This window comes from Dinoroseobacter sp. S76, assembly GCF_049801095.1.
Lineage (GTDB): Bacteria > Pseudomonadota > Alphaproteobacteria > Rhodobacterales > Rhodobacteraceae > Dinoroseobacter.
Genome location: NZ_JBNAGH010000001.1, coordinates 652,213 through 669,798, shown reverse-complemented (window position 1 = coordinate 669,798; position 17,586 = coordinate 652,213). Strand labels below are relative to the sequence as shown.

At 64.1% G+C, this 17,586-nt stretch carries 21 protein-coding genes; 16 read left to right on the top strand and 5 right to left on the bottom strand.

All coding sequences use genetic code 11. The annotated features are described in order from the left end of the window. Positions 1-32 precede the first annotated feature (32 nt). Genes ACP153_RS03275 through ACP153_RS03265 form a run of 3 tightly spaced genes read left to right on the top strand, consistent with a single transcriptional unit; the run spans position 33 to position 1,518 of the window. On the top strand, positions 33-614 hold the full coding sequence (locus tag ACP153_RS03275; protein ID WP_424969538.1) for an RNA polymerase sigma factor: 582 nt from the start codon (positions 33-35) through the stop codon (positions 612-614). Further along, positions 611-994, top strand: coding sequence for a hypothetical protein (locus tag ACP153_RS03270; RefSeq protein ID WP_424969537.1), 384 nt, complete (start codon positions 611-613; stop codon positions 992-994). The genes ACP153_RS03275 and ACP153_RS03270 overlap by 4 nt, the downstream gene beginning before the upstream one ends. Beyond that, positions 994-1,518, top strand: coding sequence for a periplasmic heavy metal sensor (locus ACP153_RS03265; protein ID WP_424969536.1), 525 nt, complete (start codon positions 994-996; stop codon positions 1,516-1,518). Before ACP153_RS03270 ends, ACP153_RS03265 begins: the two co-directional genes overlap by 1 nt. A 130-nt stretch (positions 1,519-1,648) precedes the next feature. Here ACP153_RS03265 and ACP153_RS03260 read toward each other — a convergent pair whose 3' ends face one another. Continuing rightward, a complete protein-coding gene (locus ACP153_RS03260) occupies positions 1,649-3,034 on the bottom strand; it encodes a diguanylate cyclase (protein ID WP_424969535.1) in 1,386 nt (461 codons plus the stop codon). Positions 3,035-3,118: 84 nt separating this feature from the next. On the opposite strand from ACP153_RS03260, the gene ACP153_RS03255 reads away from it, so the two are divergent. The 6 genes from ACP153_RS03255 (at position 3,119) to ACP153_RS03230 (ending at position 9,589) form a co-directional block, all read left to right on the top strand. Beyond that, positions 3,119-3,397 (top strand): DUF3572 domain-containing protein, encoded by a 279-nt coding sequence (locus ACP153_RS03255; RefSeq protein WP_424969534.1) that lies wholly within the window; start codon positions 3,119-3,121, stop codon positions 3,395-3,397. Positions 3,398-3,757: 360 nt separating this feature from the next. Next, positions 3,758-4,480, top strand: a complete 723-nt coding sequence (locus ACP153_RS03250; protein ID WP_424969533.1) for an HAD family hydrolase — start codon at positions 3,758-3,760, stop codon at positions 4,478-4,480. A 122-nt stretch (positions 4,481-4,602) separates the two neighbouring features. Next, entirely contained in the window at positions 4,603-6,162 is a 1,560-nt protein-coding gene (locus tag ACP153_RS03245; RefSeq protein ID WP_424969532.1) for a trimethylamine methyltransferase family protein, read from the top strand. A gap of 37 nt (positions 6,163-6,199) precedes the next feature. After that, entirely contained in the window at positions 6,200-7,918 is a 1,719-nt protein-coding gene (locus ACP153_RS03240) for a hypothetical protein (RefSeq protein WP_424969531.1), read from the top strand. Between the two features lie 58 nt (positions 7,919-7,976). Continuing rightward, the gene (locus tag ACP153_RS03235; protein WP_424969530.1) at positions 7,977-8,561 is read left to right on the top strand and encodes a heme NO-binding domain-containing protein; all 585 of its coding nucleotides are present in this window, start codon (positions 7,977-7,979) and stop codon (positions 8,559-8,561) included. Continuing rightward, on the top strand, positions 8,558-9,589 hold the full coding sequence (locus tag ACP153_RS03230; RefSeq protein WP_424969529.1) for a diguanylate cyclase domain-containing protein: 1,032 nt from the start codon (positions 8,558-8,560) through the stop codon (positions 9,587-9,589). The genes ACP153_RS03235 and ACP153_RS03230 overlap by 4 nt, the downstream gene beginning before the upstream one ends. Positions 9,590-9,639: 50 nt before the next feature. On the opposite strand, the gene ACP153_RS03225 is transcribed toward ACP153_RS03230, so the two are convergent. The 4 genes from ACP153_RS03225 to ACP153_RS03210 are packed head-to-tail and all read right to left on the bottom strand — an operon-like array spanning position 9,640 to position 12,019. Next, complete coding sequence (locus ACP153_RS03225; protein ID WP_424969528.1) at positions 9,640-10,701, bottom strand: YeeE/YedE family protein; 1,062 nt, start codon at positions 10,699-10,701, stop codon at positions 9,640-9,642. 54 nt (positions 10,702-10,755) lie between these two features. Then, on the bottom strand, positions 10,756-11,103 hold the full coding sequence (locus ACP153_RS03220) for an ArsR/SmtB family transcription factor (RefSeq protein WP_424969527.1): 348 nt from the start codon (positions 11,101-11,103) through the stop codon (positions 10,756-10,758). 20 nt (positions 11,104-11,123) lie between these two features. Then, positions 11,124-11,642, bottom strand: coding sequence for a GlcG/HbpS family heme-binding protein (locus ACP153_RS03215; protein ID WP_424969526.1), 519 nt, complete (start codon positions 11,640-11,642; stop codon positions 11,124-11,126). Then, positions 11,639-12,019, bottom strand: a complete 381-nt coding sequence (locus tag ACP153_RS03210) for a thioredoxin family protein (RefSeq protein WP_424969525.1) — start codon at positions 12,017-12,019, stop codon at positions 11,639-11,641. Before ACP153_RS03210 ends, ACP153_RS03215 begins: the two co-directional genes overlap by 4 nt. A gap of 73 nt (positions 12,020-12,092) precedes the next feature. Between ACP153_RS03210 and ACP153_RS03205 the strand changes: the two genes are divergently transcribed. From ACP153_RS03205 to soxB, 7 genes are all read left to right on the top strand, one after another. Continuing rightward, complete coding sequence (locus ACP153_RS03205) at positions 12,093-12,827, top strand: cytochrome c biogenesis CcdA family protein (protein WP_424969524.1); 735 nt, start codon at positions 12,093-12,095, stop codon at positions 12,825-12,827. A 27-nt stretch (positions 12,828-12,854) separates the two neighbouring features. Beyond that, a complete protein-coding gene (locus tag ACP153_RS03200; protein WP_424969523.1) occupies positions 12,855-13,418 on the top strand; it encodes a thioredoxin family protein in 564 nt (187 codons plus the stop codon). A gap of 120 nt (positions 13,419-13,538) precedes the next feature. Further along, positions 13,539-14,021: a sulfur oxidation c-type cytochrome SoxX gene (gene soxX, locus ACP153_RS03195; RefSeq protein ID WP_424969522.1), complete on the top strand. Its 483-nt coding sequence runs from the start codon at positions 13,539-13,541 to the stop codon at positions 14,019-14,021. Between the two features lie 35 nt (positions 14,022-14,056). Then, the gene (gene soxY, locus ACP153_RS03190) at positions 14,057-14,473 is read left to right on the top strand and encodes a thiosulfate oxidation carrier protein SoxY (RefSeq protein ID WP_424965046.1); all 417 of its coding nucleotides are present in this window, start codon (positions 14,057-14,059) and stop codon (positions 14,471-14,473) included. Positions 14,474-14,491: 18 nt separating this feature from the next. Beyond that, on the top strand, positions 14,492-14,821 hold the full coding sequence (gene soxZ / locus ACP153_RS03185; RefSeq protein ID WP_424969521.1) for a thiosulfate oxidation carrier complex protein SoxZ: 330 nt from the start codon (positions 14,492-14,494) through the stop codon (positions 14,819-14,821). A 53-nt stretch (positions 14,822-14,874) separates the two neighbouring features. Then, positions 14,875-15,729, top strand: a complete 855-nt coding sequence (gene soxA / locus ACP153_RS03180) for a sulfur oxidation c-type cytochrome SoxA (protein ID WP_424969520.1) — start codon at positions 14,875-14,877, stop codon at positions 15,727-15,729. 147 nt (positions 15,730-15,876) lie between these two features. Further along, entirely contained in the window at positions 15,877-17,571 is a 1,695-nt protein-coding gene (gene soxB, locus ACP153_RS03175; RefSeq protein ID WP_424969519.1) for a thiosulfohydrolase SoxB, read from the top strand. Positions 17,572-17,586: the final 15 nt, after the last annotated feature.

The following is a 17,586-nucleotide window of genomic DNA, read 5'->3' as shown; positions in this document are numbered from 1 at the left end:
TCCCAACCCGCATCGCGCGCTAGGCACGATCCATGACCGACCTTTCTCCTTCGGCTGACGCGGTTTCGGACGCGGATCTGCTGGCGCGTTTTGCGACCGGCGATCCGCGTGCGGCCCGCCAGTTGACCGACCGGCTGGCGCCGCGGGTGTACCGTTTGTGCTTTCGCCTGCTCGGAGACCGGGCCGAGGCCGAAGACATCACGCAGGAGGCCATGATGAAGCTGTGGAAAATCGCCCCTGACTGGCGCGCTGATGGCGCCGCCCCCAGCACCTGGCTCTATACGGTGGCGCGCAACGCCTGCATGGACCGGCTGCGCCGCAAGCGCTCGGTCCCGCTGGACGAGGCCGGGGAAATGGCGGATCCGACACCGTCTGTGGAGCGTATCCTTAGTCAGGCCGAGCGCGCCGAGGCCTTGCAGGCCGCACTCGGGGATCTGCCCGTGCGGCAGCGCGAAGCGGTGGTTCTGCGCCATCTCGAGGGGTTGTCGAACCCCGAGATCGCCGGGATCATGGAGATCTCCGTGGAGGCTGTGGAAAGCCTGACCTCCCGGGGCAAACGCATGCTGGCAAAGGCCCTCGGCCATCGCCGCGCAGAATTGGGATTTACGGAATGACCCGGAGCAGAGATACCGACCCGATCCCCGAAATGGAGCTCGACGCGCTGCTGCGCGAGGCCCAGGCGCACCCGCCCATGCCCGATACCAGCTTTCTCGACCGGATCGCGGCCGAAGGACGCGCGGTGCAGGCCGAGGCCGCGGCGGGGGATGCGGCGCCGAATGTAGTGCCCTTGCAGCGCTCGCGGAGCAAACCCGCGCGGGGTGGCTGGACGCTTGCGCCTCTGACCGCGCTGGCGGCTTCCCTCGTGCTCGGCATCGGGCTGGGGGCCGGGTTCGCGCCCGAGCTGAGCACGCTCAGCGCCGATCTTCTGAGCAATGAGGCCACGACTGAAACGGTGATGTGGTCGTTTGATATGGCCCTTGAGGAGGGTGTGTGATGGCAGAGCCCGATCAAGAGACCAAGCGCTCGCGGGCGCCGCGCCCCTGGCTGCTCTATGGATCTTTGGCGCTCAACCTGCTGGTCATCGGGCTGGTGGTTGGCGCGGTACTCGGGGGCGGGCCGCGTGGGCCGGGGGGCAAGCCGCTCTTCATCGACAGCCCGATCCCTTTGATCCGGGCCCTGGACGACACGACTCGCGATACGCTGAAGGCCGCGTTGGACGACCATCGCAGCAAAAGCGCTGGCGGGCCGCGCGCCCGGGTGCGCCAGACGCGGGCCTTGCTCGACACATTGCGGAGCACGCCTTTTGATCCGGCGGCCTTCGAAACCCTGCTCACCTCGCAATCCGAGGCCATGGCCGCGCGCAACGCGGCGGGGCGCGCGGCGCTCACCGGGGCGATCGCGCAGATGAGCGATGCGGAGCGGAGCGCCTATGCGGACCGGATCGAGGAGGTGCTGCGCGCGCGGGCGAACCGGCCGCGCCATGGCGAGGGCCGGGACGGCAAGCCGCCGCGCGAGTGAATCGATATGAGGTGGGGGCAAAATGGGGCCGGATCCGAAATGGGATCCGGCCCCTGTCGTGTGGCGCGCAAGGGGGATGGTGCTGCGCGCAGCTTGGGGTCGCAGCCGGTTGGCCGCGCCCGGGGGGGTATCAGGCGGCGGAGCTGATCGTGCCCACCGAAACCTGGTTGCGCCCGTCGGATTTCGCCGCATAGAGCGCGCGATCCGCGGTCTCCAGCAGTTCCGACACGCTGGCATCGGGCGTGCGATGCCCGCCAATGGCCAGACCGATGCTGATGGTGACGGGCACTTGCGTGATGCCATCGGGCAATGTGATTTGCGCCTGATCGATGCTGGCGCGCAGGCGTTCCGCCACGCGCTGGGCCTCGTCGAGATCCGTGTCCGGCAGCACCATCAGGAATTCTTCGCCGCCGATGCGCGCAATCACGTCGAGCGAGCGCAGCCGCGCCTGCAGGATCTTGGCGGTGTCGGTCAGCACCTTGTCGCCGGCTGCATGGCCGAACTTGTCATTGATTTGCTTGAAATGGTCGAAATCCAGGAGCAGCACCGCGAAACTGCGGGTGGAGCCCTCGGCCTCCCGCGCGATGGTGGCGAGCTGCCCCAAGGCGAAGCGACGGTTATAGAGTCCTGTGAGCGGATCGATCACCGCTTGACGGAGCCGGTCGGTCACCTCATTCCGGCGCCGGTCGCTCGTCCGTTTGTGCTGCAACTGCGCGCGCAGGCGCAGAGCCATTTCCTGCACTGTGATCGGAGCGACCACCACATCATCGGCCCCGAGATCCAGGGCGCGGGCGGCCAGCTCGGGATGGCTTTCCTGCAGCATGAAGATCTGCTGGGCGTGGCGCGTGGCCGGTCGGGACCGCAGATCCGTCAGGATCTCCAGCGCGGCCTCGGGGCGATGGGCATCGGCCTCGATCACGAAAACCGCGGGTTGGTCCTTGCTGGCCTCCAGAGCCTGCGCCCGGGTGAAAAACTTCACATCCTCGCGGATCCGGTCTGCCAGACCGCGGGCCCAGCGACGCCCGACCCCGTCCTGTGCCATCAGAAGGCCCACGCATTCAGTTTGGGCCTGCTTGAAGGGCATGGGCGCATCGGCGAACCCGGCCGACGCCGTCTGGGTCGGCATGCGCAGCTCGGCATTGCGGGAATTGGCGCGCAGAAGGCTGCGGACCCGCGCGAGCAGGGTCAGCTCGGTCACCGGTTTGGACAGAAACTCATCGGCGCCGCAGGAGAGCCCGCGCAGCCGCGCCTCCGTGTCGTCGAGAGAGGTGATCATGATGATCGGAATATCCGCAGTGCGGGGATCGGCCTTGAGCCGTTCGCAGACGGTGAAGCCATCGATATCCGGCATCAGCACATCGAGAAGAATCAGGTCGGGGATCTCGGCCCGCGCCGTATCCAGCGCGGCGCGCCCGCTATCGGCCTGAATCACGTCGTAGCAAGCGGTTGCCAACTTCACCTTCATCACGATCCGGTTCGTTGCAACATCGTCGACCACAAGGATCTTGCCCGACATGAGGACCTCCGCTTTACGTTATGGTTATGTGTGTTAGCGCTCGTTTGGTTAACAAACGGTTTCCAGAGCAGAGGGCAGGAGCGAATGAAGCAAGAAACAGCCGAGGCCATCGCGCTCCAGGCATTGGGCTGGATCGCCGGTCAGGACGACCTCATGGGGACCTTTCTGGGCGCGACAGGCGCGGATCTCGACACCGTGCGGGCCCGGGCCGAGGAGCCGGAATTCCTTGTTTCCGTTCTGGAATTTCTGACCATGGATGATGAGTGGGTGGTCGGGTTCTGTGATGCCGCCGGGATTGCCTATGACACGCCCATGCGCGCTCGGGCGGCGTTGCCGGGCGGTGCGGAGATGCATTGGACCTGACAAATCTGTGATGGCCGGTTTGTGAGTGTTAACAAACGCGCCTGGTTAACCTTTTTCCTGAAACCGGCCTTGGACAGGCATCGCCCAAGAGTTGAGCAGACTGCTTGTTGCAATGTGCAATTTCCGATAAGTCTGGGATCAGCGCGATGGATAATTGCGGCAAACGGCCGCTTTGAGACCTTTTTGTACCCAGCCATCTGGCCAGGCAGGCAAATTGCGCGCGGGACCGCCATGGGAGCGGCGCGTTCCGATCAAGGGGCAGATGTGCGGTCCGACAAGGCCGCGGGGGAGCGTCTGCCCACGGAACAAGGCCGGTGAGCGTGGGCATGCGCGAGTGCATCGGGATCGAGGGGGCAAACGATGCTGCGCGCAATCGTTTTCGACAAAGACGGAACGCTGTTTGATTTTCATGAGACCTGGAGCGGTTGGGCCGCGACAGCGCTCCATAAACTCGCAGACGGGGATGAGGCGCTGGTGGCGCGTCTCTCCGATGCGATCGGCTATGATCTGGTGCTTGGCCATTTCAGGCCGGACAGTCCCGCGATTGCGGGCACGAGCGCCGAGATCGCCGTGCTCCTCGCGCCTTACCTGCCCGCATGGGAGGAGGAAGCCCTTCTGATGGAGCTGAACGCGCTCGCGCGGACGGTGACATTGGCGGAGGCCACGCCGCTGCAGCCCCTGATGGCCGAGCTGAGTGCGCGCAATCTCTGCCTCGGAGTGGCCACGAACGATTCCGAGGAGGGCGCGCGCCGCCAACTGGCCGAGGCCGGGATCGCCCAGGCCTTCGATCTGGTGCTCGGCTATGACAGTGGCTTTGGCGCGAAGCCGGATCCGGGCATGTTGCTGGCGTTTTGCGACCACTTCACGCTGTCCCCCCACGAGGTGGTCATGGTCGGGGACAGCACCCATGACCTGCGCGCGGGCCGCGCGGCGGGGATGCAGACTATCGGCGTGCTGACCGGGGTGGCGGAAACGCCCGAGCTTGCCCCCCATGCGGATCTGATCCTGCAAGATGTGGGGCATCTGCCCGCCTGGCTCGAGACCCAGCGGCTGCCCCTGCGCCGTCGCCGCGCCAGCGCCTGAGGGCGTCTCGCCCGCGGTCGCCCGACGAAATCCAGCAGAAAACGACATGACGCGTCGCGGATGAGCCCGCCCGCGCCAAGGGGCTCGCGTCCAATGGATCCACAGCCATGGAGGATCCTGTCTTGTCCCCAGATGCCTTGCCCCGGCGGCGCCGCGGCGGTGGTCGTGCCGGAAACACCCGGCGCGATGCCAGCCACACCATCGCCCAGATGCCCTTCAAGGTGCCCGTCAACACGGACCGCCCCACCGAGCCCCTGAGCCCCGAGGGGGTCGCGGCGATCCACGACACGGCCATGCGCATCCTCGAGGAGATCGGGATCGCCTTTCTCAACGCCAAAGCGCGCGAGATCCTGGCCGAGGCGGGCTGCGTTCTGGATGGAGAGGTCGTCCGGATGGATCGCGCCTTCGTGATGGAGATGGTGGCCAAGGCCCCGTCCTCCTTCACGATCACGTCGCGCAATCCGGACCACCAGATCACCATCGGCGACGGTCATATGGTCTTCGTCAATGTCTCCAGCCCGCCGAACTACTGGGATATGGAGACCGGCAAGGTCCCCGGTACGCTGGAGCAGTGCCGCAACCTGCTCAAGCTTACCCAGTATTTCAACTGTATCCATGTGGCCGGGGGCTATCCGGTGGAGCCGGTGGATGTGCATGCCTCGGTGCGCCATCTGGACGTGCTCTATGAGAAGCTGACCCTCACGGACAAGGTGCCCCACGCCTATAGTCTCGGGCGCGAGCGGGTCGAAGACGTGATGGAGATGGTGCGCATCGCCTGCGGGCTGACGGAGGCAGAGTTCGCCGCGACCCCGCGCATGTACACCAACATCAATTCGACCTCGCCCCTGAAACATGACGAGCCGATGATCGACGGGGCCCTGCGCTGCATCCGCAAGGGGCAGGCCCTGATCGTGACGCCCTTTACGCTGGCGGGGGCCATGGCGCCCGTGACGCTGGCCGGGGCGGTTGCGCAGTCTCTGGCCGAGGGGCTCTCGGCGATTGCGCTGGCGCAATATGTCATGCCGGGCTGTCCGGTCGCGCTGGGGACGTTCACGTCGAATGTGGACATGAAATCCGGCGCTCCGGCTTTCGGGACCCCGGAGTATATGCGCGCCACCCAGATGACCGGGCAGATGGCGCGGTTTTACGGGCTGCCCCTGCGGGCAAGCGGCAGCTGCGCGGCCAATGTCCCGGACGGGCAGGCCATGTGGGAGACGTCGAATGCCCTCTGGTCCGCGGTCCAGTCGGGCACGAATATGGTCTATCATGCGGCAGGCTGGCTGGAGGGCGGGCTGATCGCGAGCCCCGAGAAATTCGTCATGGATTGCGAGATCCTGCAGCAGATCCAGCGCTATTTCGATCCGGAGCTGACGGCGACGGAACCCGGAGATCTGGCGCTCGACGCGGTGCGCGAGGTTGGGGGCGACGGGCATTTCTTCGGCATCCAGCACACCCAGGAGCGCTACGAGACGGCTTTCTACCAGCCCTATCTCAGCGATTGGCGCAATCATGAGGCCTGGGTCCTGGATGGGGCGGTTTGGACCGCGGAACGGGCGCACCGTATCTACAAGGACATTCTGGCCGAATTCGTCCCGCCGCCCCTGGATCCCGCGCGGCGCGAGGAGCTGACCGCCTTTGTTGAGCGGCGAAAGGCCGAAGGCGGGGCGCCGACGGATTTCTGAGCTTTCGGAGGGGCTGCGCGCGCGCTAGGACTGACCCATGGCGGCACAACATGATCCCACCGGGTTCCGCGCGACACTCGGATTGTTCGGTTTGATGACGGGCCTGGCGCTTTGGGGGCTGGGCGAGTTCGTGATCGAGGCGTTGGGCCAACCCCGGCTGGAGCTGGCCCTGGCTTCGGCGGTGCTGGGCTTCTGCTCTGCGGGGCTGTTGCTGTCCGGGCCGCTCTCGGTGCCGCGGGCGCTGGGCTGGGCAAGCCTGATGGCGGTGGTGCCCACGGGGCTTCTCCTCTGGGCGAGCCTGCGTTTTGCCACGCTCGAGGGGTTTGGCGACAGTCCGGCGGCGATCGTGGCCTATGGCGTGCTCCTGACCGTGCCCTTGCCGTTTTTCATCGCGGCCACACAGCAGACGCTCTTTCATTACCCGACGCTCTTCAATGAGGCCTGGCGGCTGGTGATCCGAGCGGTTTCAGCGGCGATCTTCCTCGGCGTCTTCTGGGGCGTCTACATGATCTGCAGCCTGCTCCTGTCGCTGGTCGGTGTGACGCTGCTGGATCGGCTCGTGGATGAAGAGGTGTTCTTGCTGGGCATGTCCGGCCTCGTCGGGGGTGTGGCCCTCGCGGTGCTCTTTGAGCTCAGGAACTACCTCTCTCCTCTCCTTCTGCTGCGACTGCTGCAGCTCTTGCTGATCCCGGTTACAGCCGTGGTGCTGGTCTTTGTCGTCCGGGTCCCGCTGGAGGGGCTGGATCAGGTCTTTTCCGGGTTGAGCGCGGCCGCCACCCTGCTCGCCATGGTCTTTGGTCTGGCCACGCTTATCACCGCCTCGCTCGATTGCGAACCGGTGGAGACGGGGCCGAGCCCGCTCTATCGCTGGGTCTTGCAGATTGCCTGCCTCTTGATGCCCGTGCTGGCCGGTTTGGGGAGCTACGCGGTCTGGCTGCGTGTCACCGAGTATGGCTGGACGCCGGAGCGGGTGACGGCGGCCTGTTTCTGCCTGCTCGCGCTGACCTATGCGGTGCTCTACGCGGGGCCGGTTGTGCTGCGGCGCAACTGGGATCAGGGGATCCGCCGCGCCAATATCCAAACCGCCTTGGTTGGGCTGGCTTTGGCCGCGCTGGCGCTGACGCCGGTGCTCAACCCGCAACGGATCTCGACCCAAAGCCAGCTCGCGCTGTTCGAGGCCGGGCAGATCGACACGGCGCAACTGCCGATCCGGTCGATGGCGCGCGATTGGGGGCTTGCCGGGCAAGCGGGGCTCGAGGCTTTGCGCGCACAGTCCGATCGCGATTTGCAGATCCTGATCGACGATGCGCTGCGCCGCGAAGTGGCGCGCGTGACCACGCCCGAAGAGCCCGAGGATCGCCTCGCCGCCCTTGCGCAGCTCTTGCCCGTGGCGCCGGAAGGGGCCGTCTGGCCCGAAGCGCTGTGGAATGCGCTGCCTCCGGAGATTGTCCGAGACTGGCTGGATGCCTGTCGCTACGCGCCCGAAAGCTGCGTTGCCGTGATTGGCGAGGTCGACCCGACCTGGCCCGGACCCGAGGCGTTGGTTCTGCTGGTGCGCGGACAGAATTACGTCACCACCCAGATGGTGGGCTTTGATGAGACCGGGGCTTTTGCCCAAGGCAGCAGCCCAGGACAGCGCCGCGAGGATCCGCGCGCGCTGGTGCGCGCCGTGCGGGAAGGGGCCTATCGCCTCGCGCCGCCCGCCCGAAATGCGCTGACGGTCGAGGGACTTATTTTCTTTCCCTCCCCCGACTGACCTTTGGGCAATTCTTAAGGTTTGACGGCCTAGTCTTCCGCGAACAGGAGACTTGCCGATGCATGGATTGATCAACAAGTCGCTCGAGGTTTTTGTGCGTGAAACCTACGGGCCGGAAAAATGGCAGATGATTGCGGGCCAGGCCGAAGTGCCGGAGGGCGCGTTTGAATCGATGCTCACCTATCCCGATGCCATTACAGACCGGGTGCTGGAGACCGCGATCAAGGTGCTCGACAAGGAACGCGACGGTTTTCTTGAGGATCTGGGAACGTTTTTGGTCTCTCACCCCTCCGTCGAAGCCCTGCGTCGATTGCTGCGGTTCAATGGGGCCTCGTTCCGGGAATTCGTCGATGCGCTGGACGATCTGCATGGCCGTTCGCGGCTCGCGGTTCCGGATCTCGACATGCCGGTGCTGGAGGTCGATCCGGATGGCCGCAACGCCTACCGGGTCCGATGCGTGTGGCACAGGGATTACGGGCTGCCCGTGATCCTCGGGGTTCTGCGCGCCATGGCCGATGATTACGGGGTGCTCGCCTTTTTCGAGGCCGAAGAGGATGCCGAAAATCCCGGGATCACCGTGACCCTGCTGGATCAGGATTTCTCCGAAGGACGAGAGTTCAGCCTGGGGGGCGTGCCGACATGACCGAAAGTAATCGTATCCTTGGGCTCTCCGCCCGCACGCTCGACGCACTGATGCCCATGCATATCTGGATCGGGCCGACCGGCCATATCCTGCAATGCGGATGCACCCTGCAGAAACTCATGCCGGACCAGCCCTTCCCAGGGTCAATGTTCTTCGACAAATTCACGATCATGCGCCCCCGCAAGGTCAAGGTGCTGGATCAGCTTTTGCGGATGAATGGCGCGCAGCTGAAGATCGGGTTGAAAGGCCTTCCGAACATGCATTTGAAAGGCACTGTTGTGGCGTTGCCCGGCGGGACCGGAGCGTTCCTGAACCTCTCCTTCGGGATCTCGGTGCAGGATGCGGTGCGTCGGTTTGATCTCAGCCTCACGGATTTCGCCGCTTCGGATCTGGCGGTCGAGGTGCTCTATCTGATCGAAGCGAATGCGGCAGCCATGAACGCCTCACGCGATCTCGTGGACCGGTTGCAGGATGCCAAGACCGATGCGGAAAGCCGTGCACTCACGGACACGCTGACTGGGCTGAACAACCGCCGGGCCATGGATATGACCTTTGGCCAGCTTCTGGCGCACCCGCCGCAAGATGGCTTCGGTCTGATGCTGATCGACCTGGACTACTTCAAATCGGTCAATGACACGCTCGGGCATGCGGCCGGGGATCTTGTCTTGCTCGAAGTGGCCAAAGTCCTGCGGGAAGAGGTGCGCGCTGACGACAAGGTTTTCCGCGTTGGCGGGGATGAGTTCGTGCTCGTGCTCCGGAACTGTAATGATCTGGACCTGATGACCCGCATCGCGGACCGGATCATTGCCCGTCTGGAACAGCCCGTGCATTACGAGGGGAAACCCTGTCGGATCTCAGCCAGTATTGGGATCACCATCTCGGACTACTATGATCCGGTTGAGATCGACAAAATGCTCTCGGATGCGGATGAGGCGACCTATGCCTCCAAGAATGCAGGCCGGGCGCAGCACACGGTGTTCAAACCTGCGGACCGGCCCATGCCGGAGCCTGCGCGGGACTTGCACTAGCCCTTCGAAAAGGCCTCCCAGCGGGGGCCTTTTTTTGTGACCGAGCGGGCTCAGGGGTTCTGGCTATGCCCCGGACGCCAGCCCATGATCAGGACTCGCAATCCAAGGGCAGCCCCGGCAGCGATAGAAATGGTGGCCAGCGGTGCGCTGAGTGTCAGTAAAGCAAAGGCCGAAAGCCCTTGCCCGACAGAGCATCCAAGGGCGAGCGTCGCTCCGCTCCCCATGAGAACAGCTCCGAGGAGTTGGCGTTTCAATTCACGTGGGTCTTCGCAGGCTTCCCAACGAAACTGCTTCAGGCGCAGGCTGCCAAGGACACTGCCCAACACGACTCCGCAAACGGATCCGACCGCAAAGGAGATCGGGCGTACGCTCGACATCATGGCAAAGGCCAGCGTCTCACCGAGTGGGGCCGAGAAGTTATGGGATCGCACGCCGACCACATCGAAACTTGTCGCGGCAAGATAGGCCGTCCCGGCCCAGCCGGATATGATCGCGGCGCCAACGAGGGCGCCCCAGAAACCGGTTCTCCGCACCCGGACAGAGCTGCGCAAGCAGAAAACCAGCAACCCAAGGCCAATGAGCGCGCCGACGCTCCATGCCGGGATCGACAGGGCCGCTCCCAAGATCTGATCCAGGGTCACAGCCTCGTTCACCCGCCACATGGGCAACTCAAAGAGCCACAGCCGCAAAGGCGCCAAGGGCCCGAACAAGGTGGCGTAAGCGGTGATCCCCATCACGACCACCAAGAGCAGCGCGCGCAGATCCCCGGTGCCGAGACGCGCAAGCGCGCCGTAGCCACAATTGCCCGCCAAGGCCATGCCATAACCAAAGAGGCCCCCGCCCAAGATGATCGCGAAGGGCGAGAAACCGTCGCGCACCAGGAATACCTCTGAGGGGATCAAAAGGCCTGTCCCGCTCAGAACCGAACAGCCCAAAACACTGAGACCCAGCGCGATCCCCCACATGCGCAATCGCTCATAGCTGCCACCGTAGAGCGCGTCTTCGATCGCGCCGAGGGTGCAGAACCGTCCCACCCGCGCGGCATAGCCGAGGGCAAGACCGCCCAAAAGACCGATAAGCGACGCGAGGACCGCGCCCGAGACTGCGTCCATGGTCTCCTCCCGGGCGCAGGCGCCCTCCATGGATGTGAACCGGGGTAGCGCGCCTTAGGACGCGGCGTCTGAATCCCGGCAGAAAAGCTCATACACGAGCTCGATAATGGCGCGCGAGCGCTCATCTGTCAGGCTGTAAAATATGGTCTTACCGTCGCGGCGAGGTGTGACCAGACCCTCGAGCCGCAGGCGTGAGAGCTGCTGCGACACCGCCGCCTGCCGGGCAGAGAGCAAAAGCTCGAGCTCATGAACCGATTTTTCACCTGAGGCGAGATGGCATAGAATCATCAGGCGCCCCTCATGGCCGATCGCCTTGAGGAAGTTCGCGGCCACCGTGGCATTGGCGAGGATCTTGTCCATCTCCTCGTCGTTCAGATCGTCGGTGACTTGGGGCAGCGCCATGTGTTGAGCCTTCGTTTGCGCTAGAATGCGATGTCGTCCGCGATGGCGTCAATGCCTGCTTGCGCACATTCGTCGTCGATATCCGGTCCTGGAGCGCCGGAGACACCGATCCCGCCCACGAGCGAGCCGCCGCCTTCTTCGATCATCAACCCGCCACCAAGGGGCAGGGCTTGGGAGATATGACGGATCCCCTCGGCGAGGGTGCCGGGCTTGGTGGCCTGGTCCAGCTCCGTCGTGCCGCTCCGGAAACTCACGGCGGTCCAGGCTTTGCGGGTGGCGGTTTCCCAGACATGGGCGCCTGCGAAGCGGTCGCGCAGAAAGACCTGCGGGACGCCGAAGCGATCCACCACCGTGACACCCACCTGATAGCCGCCCGCCCGGCAATACTCGAGCGCGGCGGTGGCGGCGGTCATGGCCAGCTCGGGCTTCAGCACCTTGAACTCGACAAAGGCGCTGTCCTCATCGGCCAGCGCGGACCCGCCCAGAACGAGCAGCGCGCCAGCGGCCAAAACTGTTTTCCTAAAGGGGGTTGGGATCATTTCGCGGCCTCCTCAAGCGCGTTGTTTTGGGCCGTCTCGAGCATTTGCGCGAGCACGGGCCAGAAAAAGTCTTGCCCCGGATAGCCTTCGAGCCGGGCGAGCTCCTGCCCGTCAGAGACCAGAATGAAGGTTGGGGTGAAGCGCGGGCGCGAGACCAGATCGAGGTCTTCGGGCAGGGCGCGCAGATCGACCATGCGCAGCGGTGCAGCCTGGCCTTCGGCGGTCTTGGGATAGGCCGGGCCGATCTCGGCGTGCCAGGCCGCGCACCAGTGACAGCCGGTCTGTTCGACCATGACAAGCTCCAGCGATTGGGCGCGCACCGCGAGGGGGGCAACCAGCAAAAGGAGCAGGCTCAGAAGGATCGCGAGGCGGGGCATCAGGCTTCCCTGTTGACGCAGTTCATACAAATAACTTAATTTGAATATGTGAATTGATCAAGGAAGCGCGCCCATGTTCGATGTGTCGATCTTCGGGGCCGGGCTCGCGGGTCTGATGTCCTTCCTGTCGCCCTGTATCCTTCCCATCGTGCCGTTTTACCTGTCCTACATGGCCGGTGTCGGCATGAACCAGCTTGAGAGCGAGGCGGAGATCACCCCAGCCATCCGGTCGCGCGCGATCCTGTCCTCCATGGCGTTTTCCGCGGGCGTGATCACGATTTTCGTGGCCATGGGCGCGGGGGCGTCGGCTCTGGGGCAGGCGGTCGGGGCCTATATGGATGTGCTGCGCTGGGTCGCGGCGGCGGTGATCCTGCTGATGGGGTTGCATTTCCTCGGAGTGATCCGGATCGGGATCCTCTATCGGCAGTTCCGGGTCGAAGGCGGCTCGACCAGCAATATGAGCCTCGTGGGTGCCTACCTGATCGGCTTGGCCTTTGCCTTTGGCTGGACGCCTTGCGTCGGGCCTGTGCTGGCGGCGATCCTGTTCACCGTGGCGACCGAGGGGGCCGGGGTCGGGCGGGGCATGATGCTGCTGACGGTCTACGGCATCGGCATGACGCTGCCTTTCGTGCTGGCAGCGGTTTTCATTGGCCCCTTCCTGCGCTGGATGCGCGGGTTTCGCCGCCATCTGGGCCGGATCGAAAAGGCGACCGGAGTGCTCCTTGTGGTCTTCGCGGTGCTGATCGGCACGAACAGCATGAATGTCATTGCAAACTGGATGCTGAACTACATGCCCGCGCTGGGCTGACAGGTCCAAAGGGGGAGGAGAACCGAGATGGGCAAATGGATGGGCATGATCGCAGCAGCGATGTTGGCCGCGTTGCCGTTGCAGGCGGCGGAGATTGGCGATGACGGCTTGCACAAGGCGGCCTGGATGCAGGACACGTTCAAGGACCTGCGCGAAGACCTCGCCGAGGCGGAGGCCGCGGGCAAACGCCTCGTCATCCTGATCGAGCAGCGCGGCTGCATCTACTGCGCGCGCATGCATGAGGAGGTCTTCCCGGAACCCGAAATCGACGCTCTGCTCAACGAGCGGTTCTTCGCGGTCCAGATCAACATGTTCGGCGATGTGGAGGTCACGGATTTCGACGGCGAGACCCTCGCCGAGAAGGATATCGTCCGCAAATGGAATGCGCTCTTCACGCCGACCATGATGTTCTTTCCGGCTGAGGTGGCGGAGGGCGTGACCGCGCCGCAAGCGGCCGTGGCGACCGTGCCCGGGGCTTTCGGGAAATGGACGACTCTGAACATGCTGACCTGGGTGCTGGAGGAGGGATACACCACGGATGAGCCCTTTCAGAAGTACCATGCGCGCAAGTTCCAGGAGCAAAAGCCCTAAGAATTAGAACGCCTTGCCCATGCTGCAAGAGCAACATATGCAAAAAATTGAATTTTATGTTGCATACGTGTGTATGCCGGGCGTATGGTCATCGGCGAGGACAATCTTGGGAGGAAACGCATGAAGTGCTCCGCACTGATTTGCACGTTGGCTGGCCTTGCCTTCGTTACCGGATCCGCCACGGCAGAGACCATGGCAGAGCAGGTTTCATTCACTGAATACGGCGAAATCGAGCAGTCCCTGTCGGGCACGCCCGGCGATCCTGCGGAAGGCCGTGTTGTGATGTCGACCCGCGGCCTGGGCAATTGCGTGGCCTGCCACGCGGTCACGGATATGGAAGATGTGCCGTTCCACGGCGAGGTTGGCCCCAGCCTCGACGGCGCGGGCGAGCGCTGGTCCGAGGCGCAGCTGCGCGGCATCGTGGCCAATGCGAAAATGACGTTCGAGGGCTCCATCATGCCCGCGTTCTACAAAAAATCGGGCTATATCCGGCCCGGCAATGCCTACACGGGCAAGGCGGCTGCACCCGAGCAGCTCAGCACGCTCCTGACCGCTCAGCAGGTCGAGGATGTCGTGGCCTATCTTTTGACCCTTACGGAGTGATCCTGCGGGATTGCCCCCAGACAAGGAGACTTGCAATGAACTTCACGAGACGTGAAACGCTGGCGGTCGGTGCAGGTGCTGCGCTCGCCGCGGCGCTGCCCGGGGTGGTCTATGCCGCCGGAGAGGCCGAGATCGAAGCCTTCACCGGCGGAGCCTCTGTCGGCGCCGGTGGTGTCACGCTGACCGCGCCCGAGATTGCCGAGAACGGCAACACCGTGCCGATCGAGGTGGACGCGCCGGGCGCGACCGAGATCCTCGTGCTGGCGCTCGGCAACCCGACCCCGCCCGTGGCGCAGTTCAAGTTCGGCGCGCTGGCCGGTGATCAGTCCGCCTCCACCCGCATCCGTCTCGCCGGCACCCAGGACGTGGTCGCGATCGCCAAGATGGCCGATGGCAGCTTCGTGCAGGACAGCAAGACGGTCAAAGTCACCATCGGCGGCTGCGGCGGCTAACCAGAGGAGACGAGGAACATGGCAAAAGGTGTAAAACCCCGCGTGAAAGTCCCCAAGTCGGCCTCGGCTGGTGACGTGATCACGATCAAGACCCTGATCAGCCACAAGATGGAATCCGGGCAGCGCAAGGACAAGGAAGGTAACACCATCCCGCGCTCGATCATCAATCGCTTCGTGGCGAGCTTCAACGGCGAGACCGTGATCGATGTGGAGCTGGCGCCCGCGATCTCGACCAACCCGTATTTCGAGTTCGACGCGAAAGTCCCGGAAGCCGGTGAGTTCACCTTCACCTGGTACGACGATGACGGCTCGGTCTACGAGACCAGCAAGCCGATCGCCGTCAGCTGAACGGCCAAGGCGCGACCGTCTCCCCGCGGTCGCGCATGTTTGGGAGGAAACACATGAAGACACTGTCGCTTAAGGCCGCTCTGAGTATCGCCACCGTAGTGACAAGCCTGGGCGTGGCCGCCTGGGCCGATGAAGACGCCGAATTGGTCGTCAATGAAGAGATCGAGATGGTCGTGCGCACCGCTGCGCCCGAGCATATGGAGAATGTCGACACGATCTATTCCGGCTGGGTCTTCCGTTCGACCGAGACGCAGTCTCTGCAGATGGATGATTTCGACAATCCGGGCATGATCTGGGTCGATCAGGCCGCTGAGGTCTGGGACACGGCGGATGGCTCCGAAGGCAAGTCCTGCGCGAGCTGCCATGAAAGCCCCGAGAGCATGGCGGGCGTCCGCGCGGTCTATCCGAAGTGGAACGAGGCTGCGGGCGAGGTGCGCACGCTCGAGATGCAGATCAACGATTGCCGCGAGACCCATATGGGTGCCGAGAAGTGGAAATATGATGGCGGCGACATGGTCAACATGACCGCGCTCATCTCGTCTGTCTCCCGCGGCATGCCTGTGAATGTGGCGATTGACGGCCCGGCCCAGTCCACCTGGGAGAAGGGCAAGGAGATCTACTACACCCGCTACGGGCAGCTCGAACTGGCCTGCTCCAACTGCCACGAAGATAATTACGGCAACATGATCCGGGCCGACCACCTGTCCCAGGGACAGATCAACGGCTTCCCGGTCTACCGCCTGAAGAACGCCAAGCTGAACGCCGCCCATTCGCGGTTCCGGGGCTGTGTGCGCGATACCCGCGCCGAGACCTTCCCCGTGGGCTCGCCCGAGTTCGTGGCGCTCGAGCTCTATGTCGCCTCGCGCGGCAACGGCCTGACGGTCGAAGGACCGTCGGTGCGCAACTAAGACCTTCGGTGGGCGCGGCTCCGGTCGCGCCTGCCATCCTGACCCTTTCCAAGACTGCGAACCCGGATGCGGGGCGCGGAGGCTGTCCTCTGCACCCCATAGGTGAGGTTTGCCCGACGACCAGACGCTATTGCAGGAGCTGCACCCATGATTTCCCGCCGCGATTTTCTTCAGGCCACCGTCGCCGCTTCGGCCATTTACGGGGCGTCCGGCGTCGGCAACTGGTCTCGTCTGGCCGCGCAGCAGCGCATGAGCGAGGCGGACCTGCTGGAGTTCGAGACGACCGGCAATGTCACCCTGGTGCATGTCACCGACATCCACGGCCAGCTGAAGCCGATCTATTTCCGCGAGCCCGAGATCAATCTGGGCGTTGGCGACAATTCCGGCCTGCCGCCCCATGTGACCGGCGAGGATTTCCGCAAGCTGTTCAACATCCAGCCCGGCACGCCCGAGGCCTATGCGCTGACCTATCCGGACTTCACCGCGCTGGCCAAAACCTATGGCAAGATGGGCGGGCTCGATCGCGTCTCGACCATCCTCAAGGCAATCCGGGCCGACCGACCCGATGCGCTGCTCCTTGATGGGGGTGATACCTGGCACGGGTCCTACACGGCCCATCGCACCGACGGGCAGGACATGGTCAACATCATGAACGCCCTGAACCCTGACGCGATGACCAGTCATTGGGAATTCACCTTCGGCATCGACCGCGTCAACGAGATCGTCGAGAACCACCTGAACTTCCCCTTCCTCGGCGCGAACATCTTCGACGCCGAGTGGGATGAACCCGCCTATGAGCCCTACAAGATGTTCGAGCGGGGCGGGGCCAAGATCGCCGTGATCGGACAGGCCTTCCCCTATATGCCCATCGCCAACCCGGGCTGGATGTTCCCGAACCTGAGCTTCGGCATCCGCGAGGAGCGTATGCGCGAGGTCGTTGCCGAAGTGCGCGATGCGGGCGCGGATGTGGTTGTCGTGCTCAGCCATAACGGCTTTGACGTGGACAAGAAGATGGCCAGCCGGGTCGAGGGGATCGACGTGATCCTGACCGGGCACACCCATGACGCGCTGCCCGAGCCGGTGCAGATCGGCAAGACCATGCTGATCGCCTCGGGCTCCAACGGCAAGTTTGTCAGCCGTCTGGATCTGGATGTGCGCGATGGCGGGATCCAGGGCTTTGCCTATAAGCTGATCCCGGTCTTCTCGGATGTGATCACCCCCGATGCCGAGATGACGGCCCTGATCGATGCCGAGCGCGCGCCCTTCGAGGCGGATCTGCGCGAGGTACTCGGCAAGACCGATAGCCTGCTCTACCGCCGGGGCAATTTCAACGGCACTTGGGATGACCTGATCTGCAACGCGCTGATCGATGAGCGCGAGGCCGATATCGCCCTCAGCCCCGGTTTCCGCTGGGGGCCGAGCCTCTTGCCGGGGGATGACATCACGCGCGAGGACCTCTTCAATGCGGTCTCCATGTCCTACCCGAACGCCTACCGCTCTGAAATGACGGGCGAATTCCTCCATGTCATTCTGGAGGACGTGGCCGACAACCTCTTCAACCCGGACCCCTATTACCAGCAGGGCGGGGACATGGTGCGCGTCGGCGGCATGGGCTACCAGATCGACATCACCAAACCCCAGGGCGAGCGGATCACCAATATGACCCTGCTCAAGACCGGCGAGGCAATCGATCCGGCCAAGACCTATGTGGTCTCCGGTTGGGCCAGCGTGAACGAGGATACCGAAGGTCCCGCGATCTGGGATGTGGTCGAGAGCTATATCAAGCGCAAGGGCACGGTCAGCGTCGATCCCAACGCCTCTGTCAAAGTGATCGGAGCCTGAGATGAGACCGCTTGT

What these genes read in the sequence shown, in the direction of transcription:
- ACP153_RS03275 (WP_424969538.1), top strand. Translation starts at nt 33, where the DNA reads ATGACCGACCTTTCTCCTTCGGCTGACGCGGTTTCGGACGCGGATCTG.
- ACP153_RS03270 (WP_424969537.1), top strand. Translation starts at nt 611, where the DNA reads ATGACCCGGAGCAGAGATACCGACCCGATCCCCGAAATGGAGCTCGAC.
- ACP153_RS03265 (WP_424969536.1), top strand. Translation starts at nt 994, where the DNA reads ATGGCAGAGCCCGATCAAGAGACCAAGCGCTCGCGGGCGCCGCGCCCC.
- ACP153_RS03260 (WP_424969535.1), bottom strand. Translation starts at nt 3,034, where the DNA reads ATGTCGGGCAAGATCCTTGTGGTCGACGATGTTGCAACGAACCGGATC.
- ACP153_RS03255 (WP_424969534.1), top strand. Translation starts at nt 3,119, where the DNA reads ATGAAGCAAGAAACAGCCGAGGCCATCGCGCTCCAGGCATTGGGCTGG.
- ACP153_RS03250 (WP_424969533.1), top strand. Translation starts at nt 3,758, where the DNA reads ATGCTGCGCGCAATCGTTTTCGACAAAGACGGAACGCTGTTTGATTTT.
- ACP153_RS03240 (WP_424969531.1), top strand. Translation starts at nt 6,200, where the DNA reads ATGGCGGCACAACATGATCCCACCGGGTTCCGCGCGACACTCGGATTG.
- ACP153_RS03235 (WP_424969530.1), top strand. Translation starts at nt 7,977, where the DNA reads ATGCATGGATTGATCAACAAGTCGCTCGAGGTTTTTGTGCGTGAAACC.
- ACP153_RS03230 (WP_424969529.1), top strand. Translation starts at nt 8,558, where the DNA reads ATGACCGAAAGTAATCGTATCCTTGGGCTCTCCGCCCGCACGCTCGAC.
- ACP153_RS03225 (WP_424969528.1), bottom strand. Translation starts at nt 10,701, where the DNA reads ATGGACGCAGTCTCGGGCGCGGTCCTCGCGTCGCTTATCGGTCTTTTG.
- ACP153_RS03220 (WP_424969527.1), bottom strand. Translation starts at nt 11,103, where the DNA reads ATGGCGCTGCCCCAAGTCACCGACGATCTGAACGACGAGGAGATGGAC.
- ACP153_RS03215 (WP_424969526.1), bottom strand. Translation starts at nt 11,642, where the DNA reads ATGATCCCAACCCCCTTTAGGAAAACAGTTTTGGCCGCTGGCGCGCTG.
- ACP153_RS03210 (WP_424969525.1), bottom strand. Translation starts at nt 12,019, where the DNA reads ATGCCCCGCCTCGCGATCCTTCTGAGCCTGCTCCTTTTGCTGGTTGCC.
- ACP153_RS03205 (WP_424969524.1), top strand. Translation starts at nt 12,093, where the DNA reads ATGTTCGATGTGTCGATCTTCGGGGCCGGGCTCGCGGGTCTGATGTCC.
- ACP153_RS03200 (WP_424969523.1), top strand. Translation starts at nt 12,855, where the DNA reads ATGGGCAAATGGATGGGCATGATCGCAGCAGCGATGTTGGCCGCGTTG.
- soxX (WP_424969522.1), top strand. Translation starts at nt 13,539, where the DNA reads ATGAAGTGCTCCGCACTGATTTGCACGTTGGCTGGCCTTGCCTTCGTT.
- soxY (WP_424965046.1), top strand. Translation starts at nt 14,057, where the DNA reads ATGAACTTCACGAGACGTGAAACGCTGGCGGTCGGTGCAGGTGCTGCG.
- soxZ (WP_424969521.1), top strand. Translation starts at nt 14,492, where the DNA reads ATGGCAAAAGGTGTAAAACCCCGCGTGAAAGTCCCCAAGTCGGCCTCG.
- soxA (WP_424969520.1), top strand. Translation starts at nt 14,875, where the DNA reads ATGAAGACACTGTCGCTTAAGGCCGCTCTGAGTATCGCCACCGTAGTG.
- soxB (WP_424969519.1), top strand. Translation starts at nt 15,877, where the DNA reads ATGATTTCCCGCCGCGATTTTCTTCAGGCCACCGTCGCCGCTTCGGCC.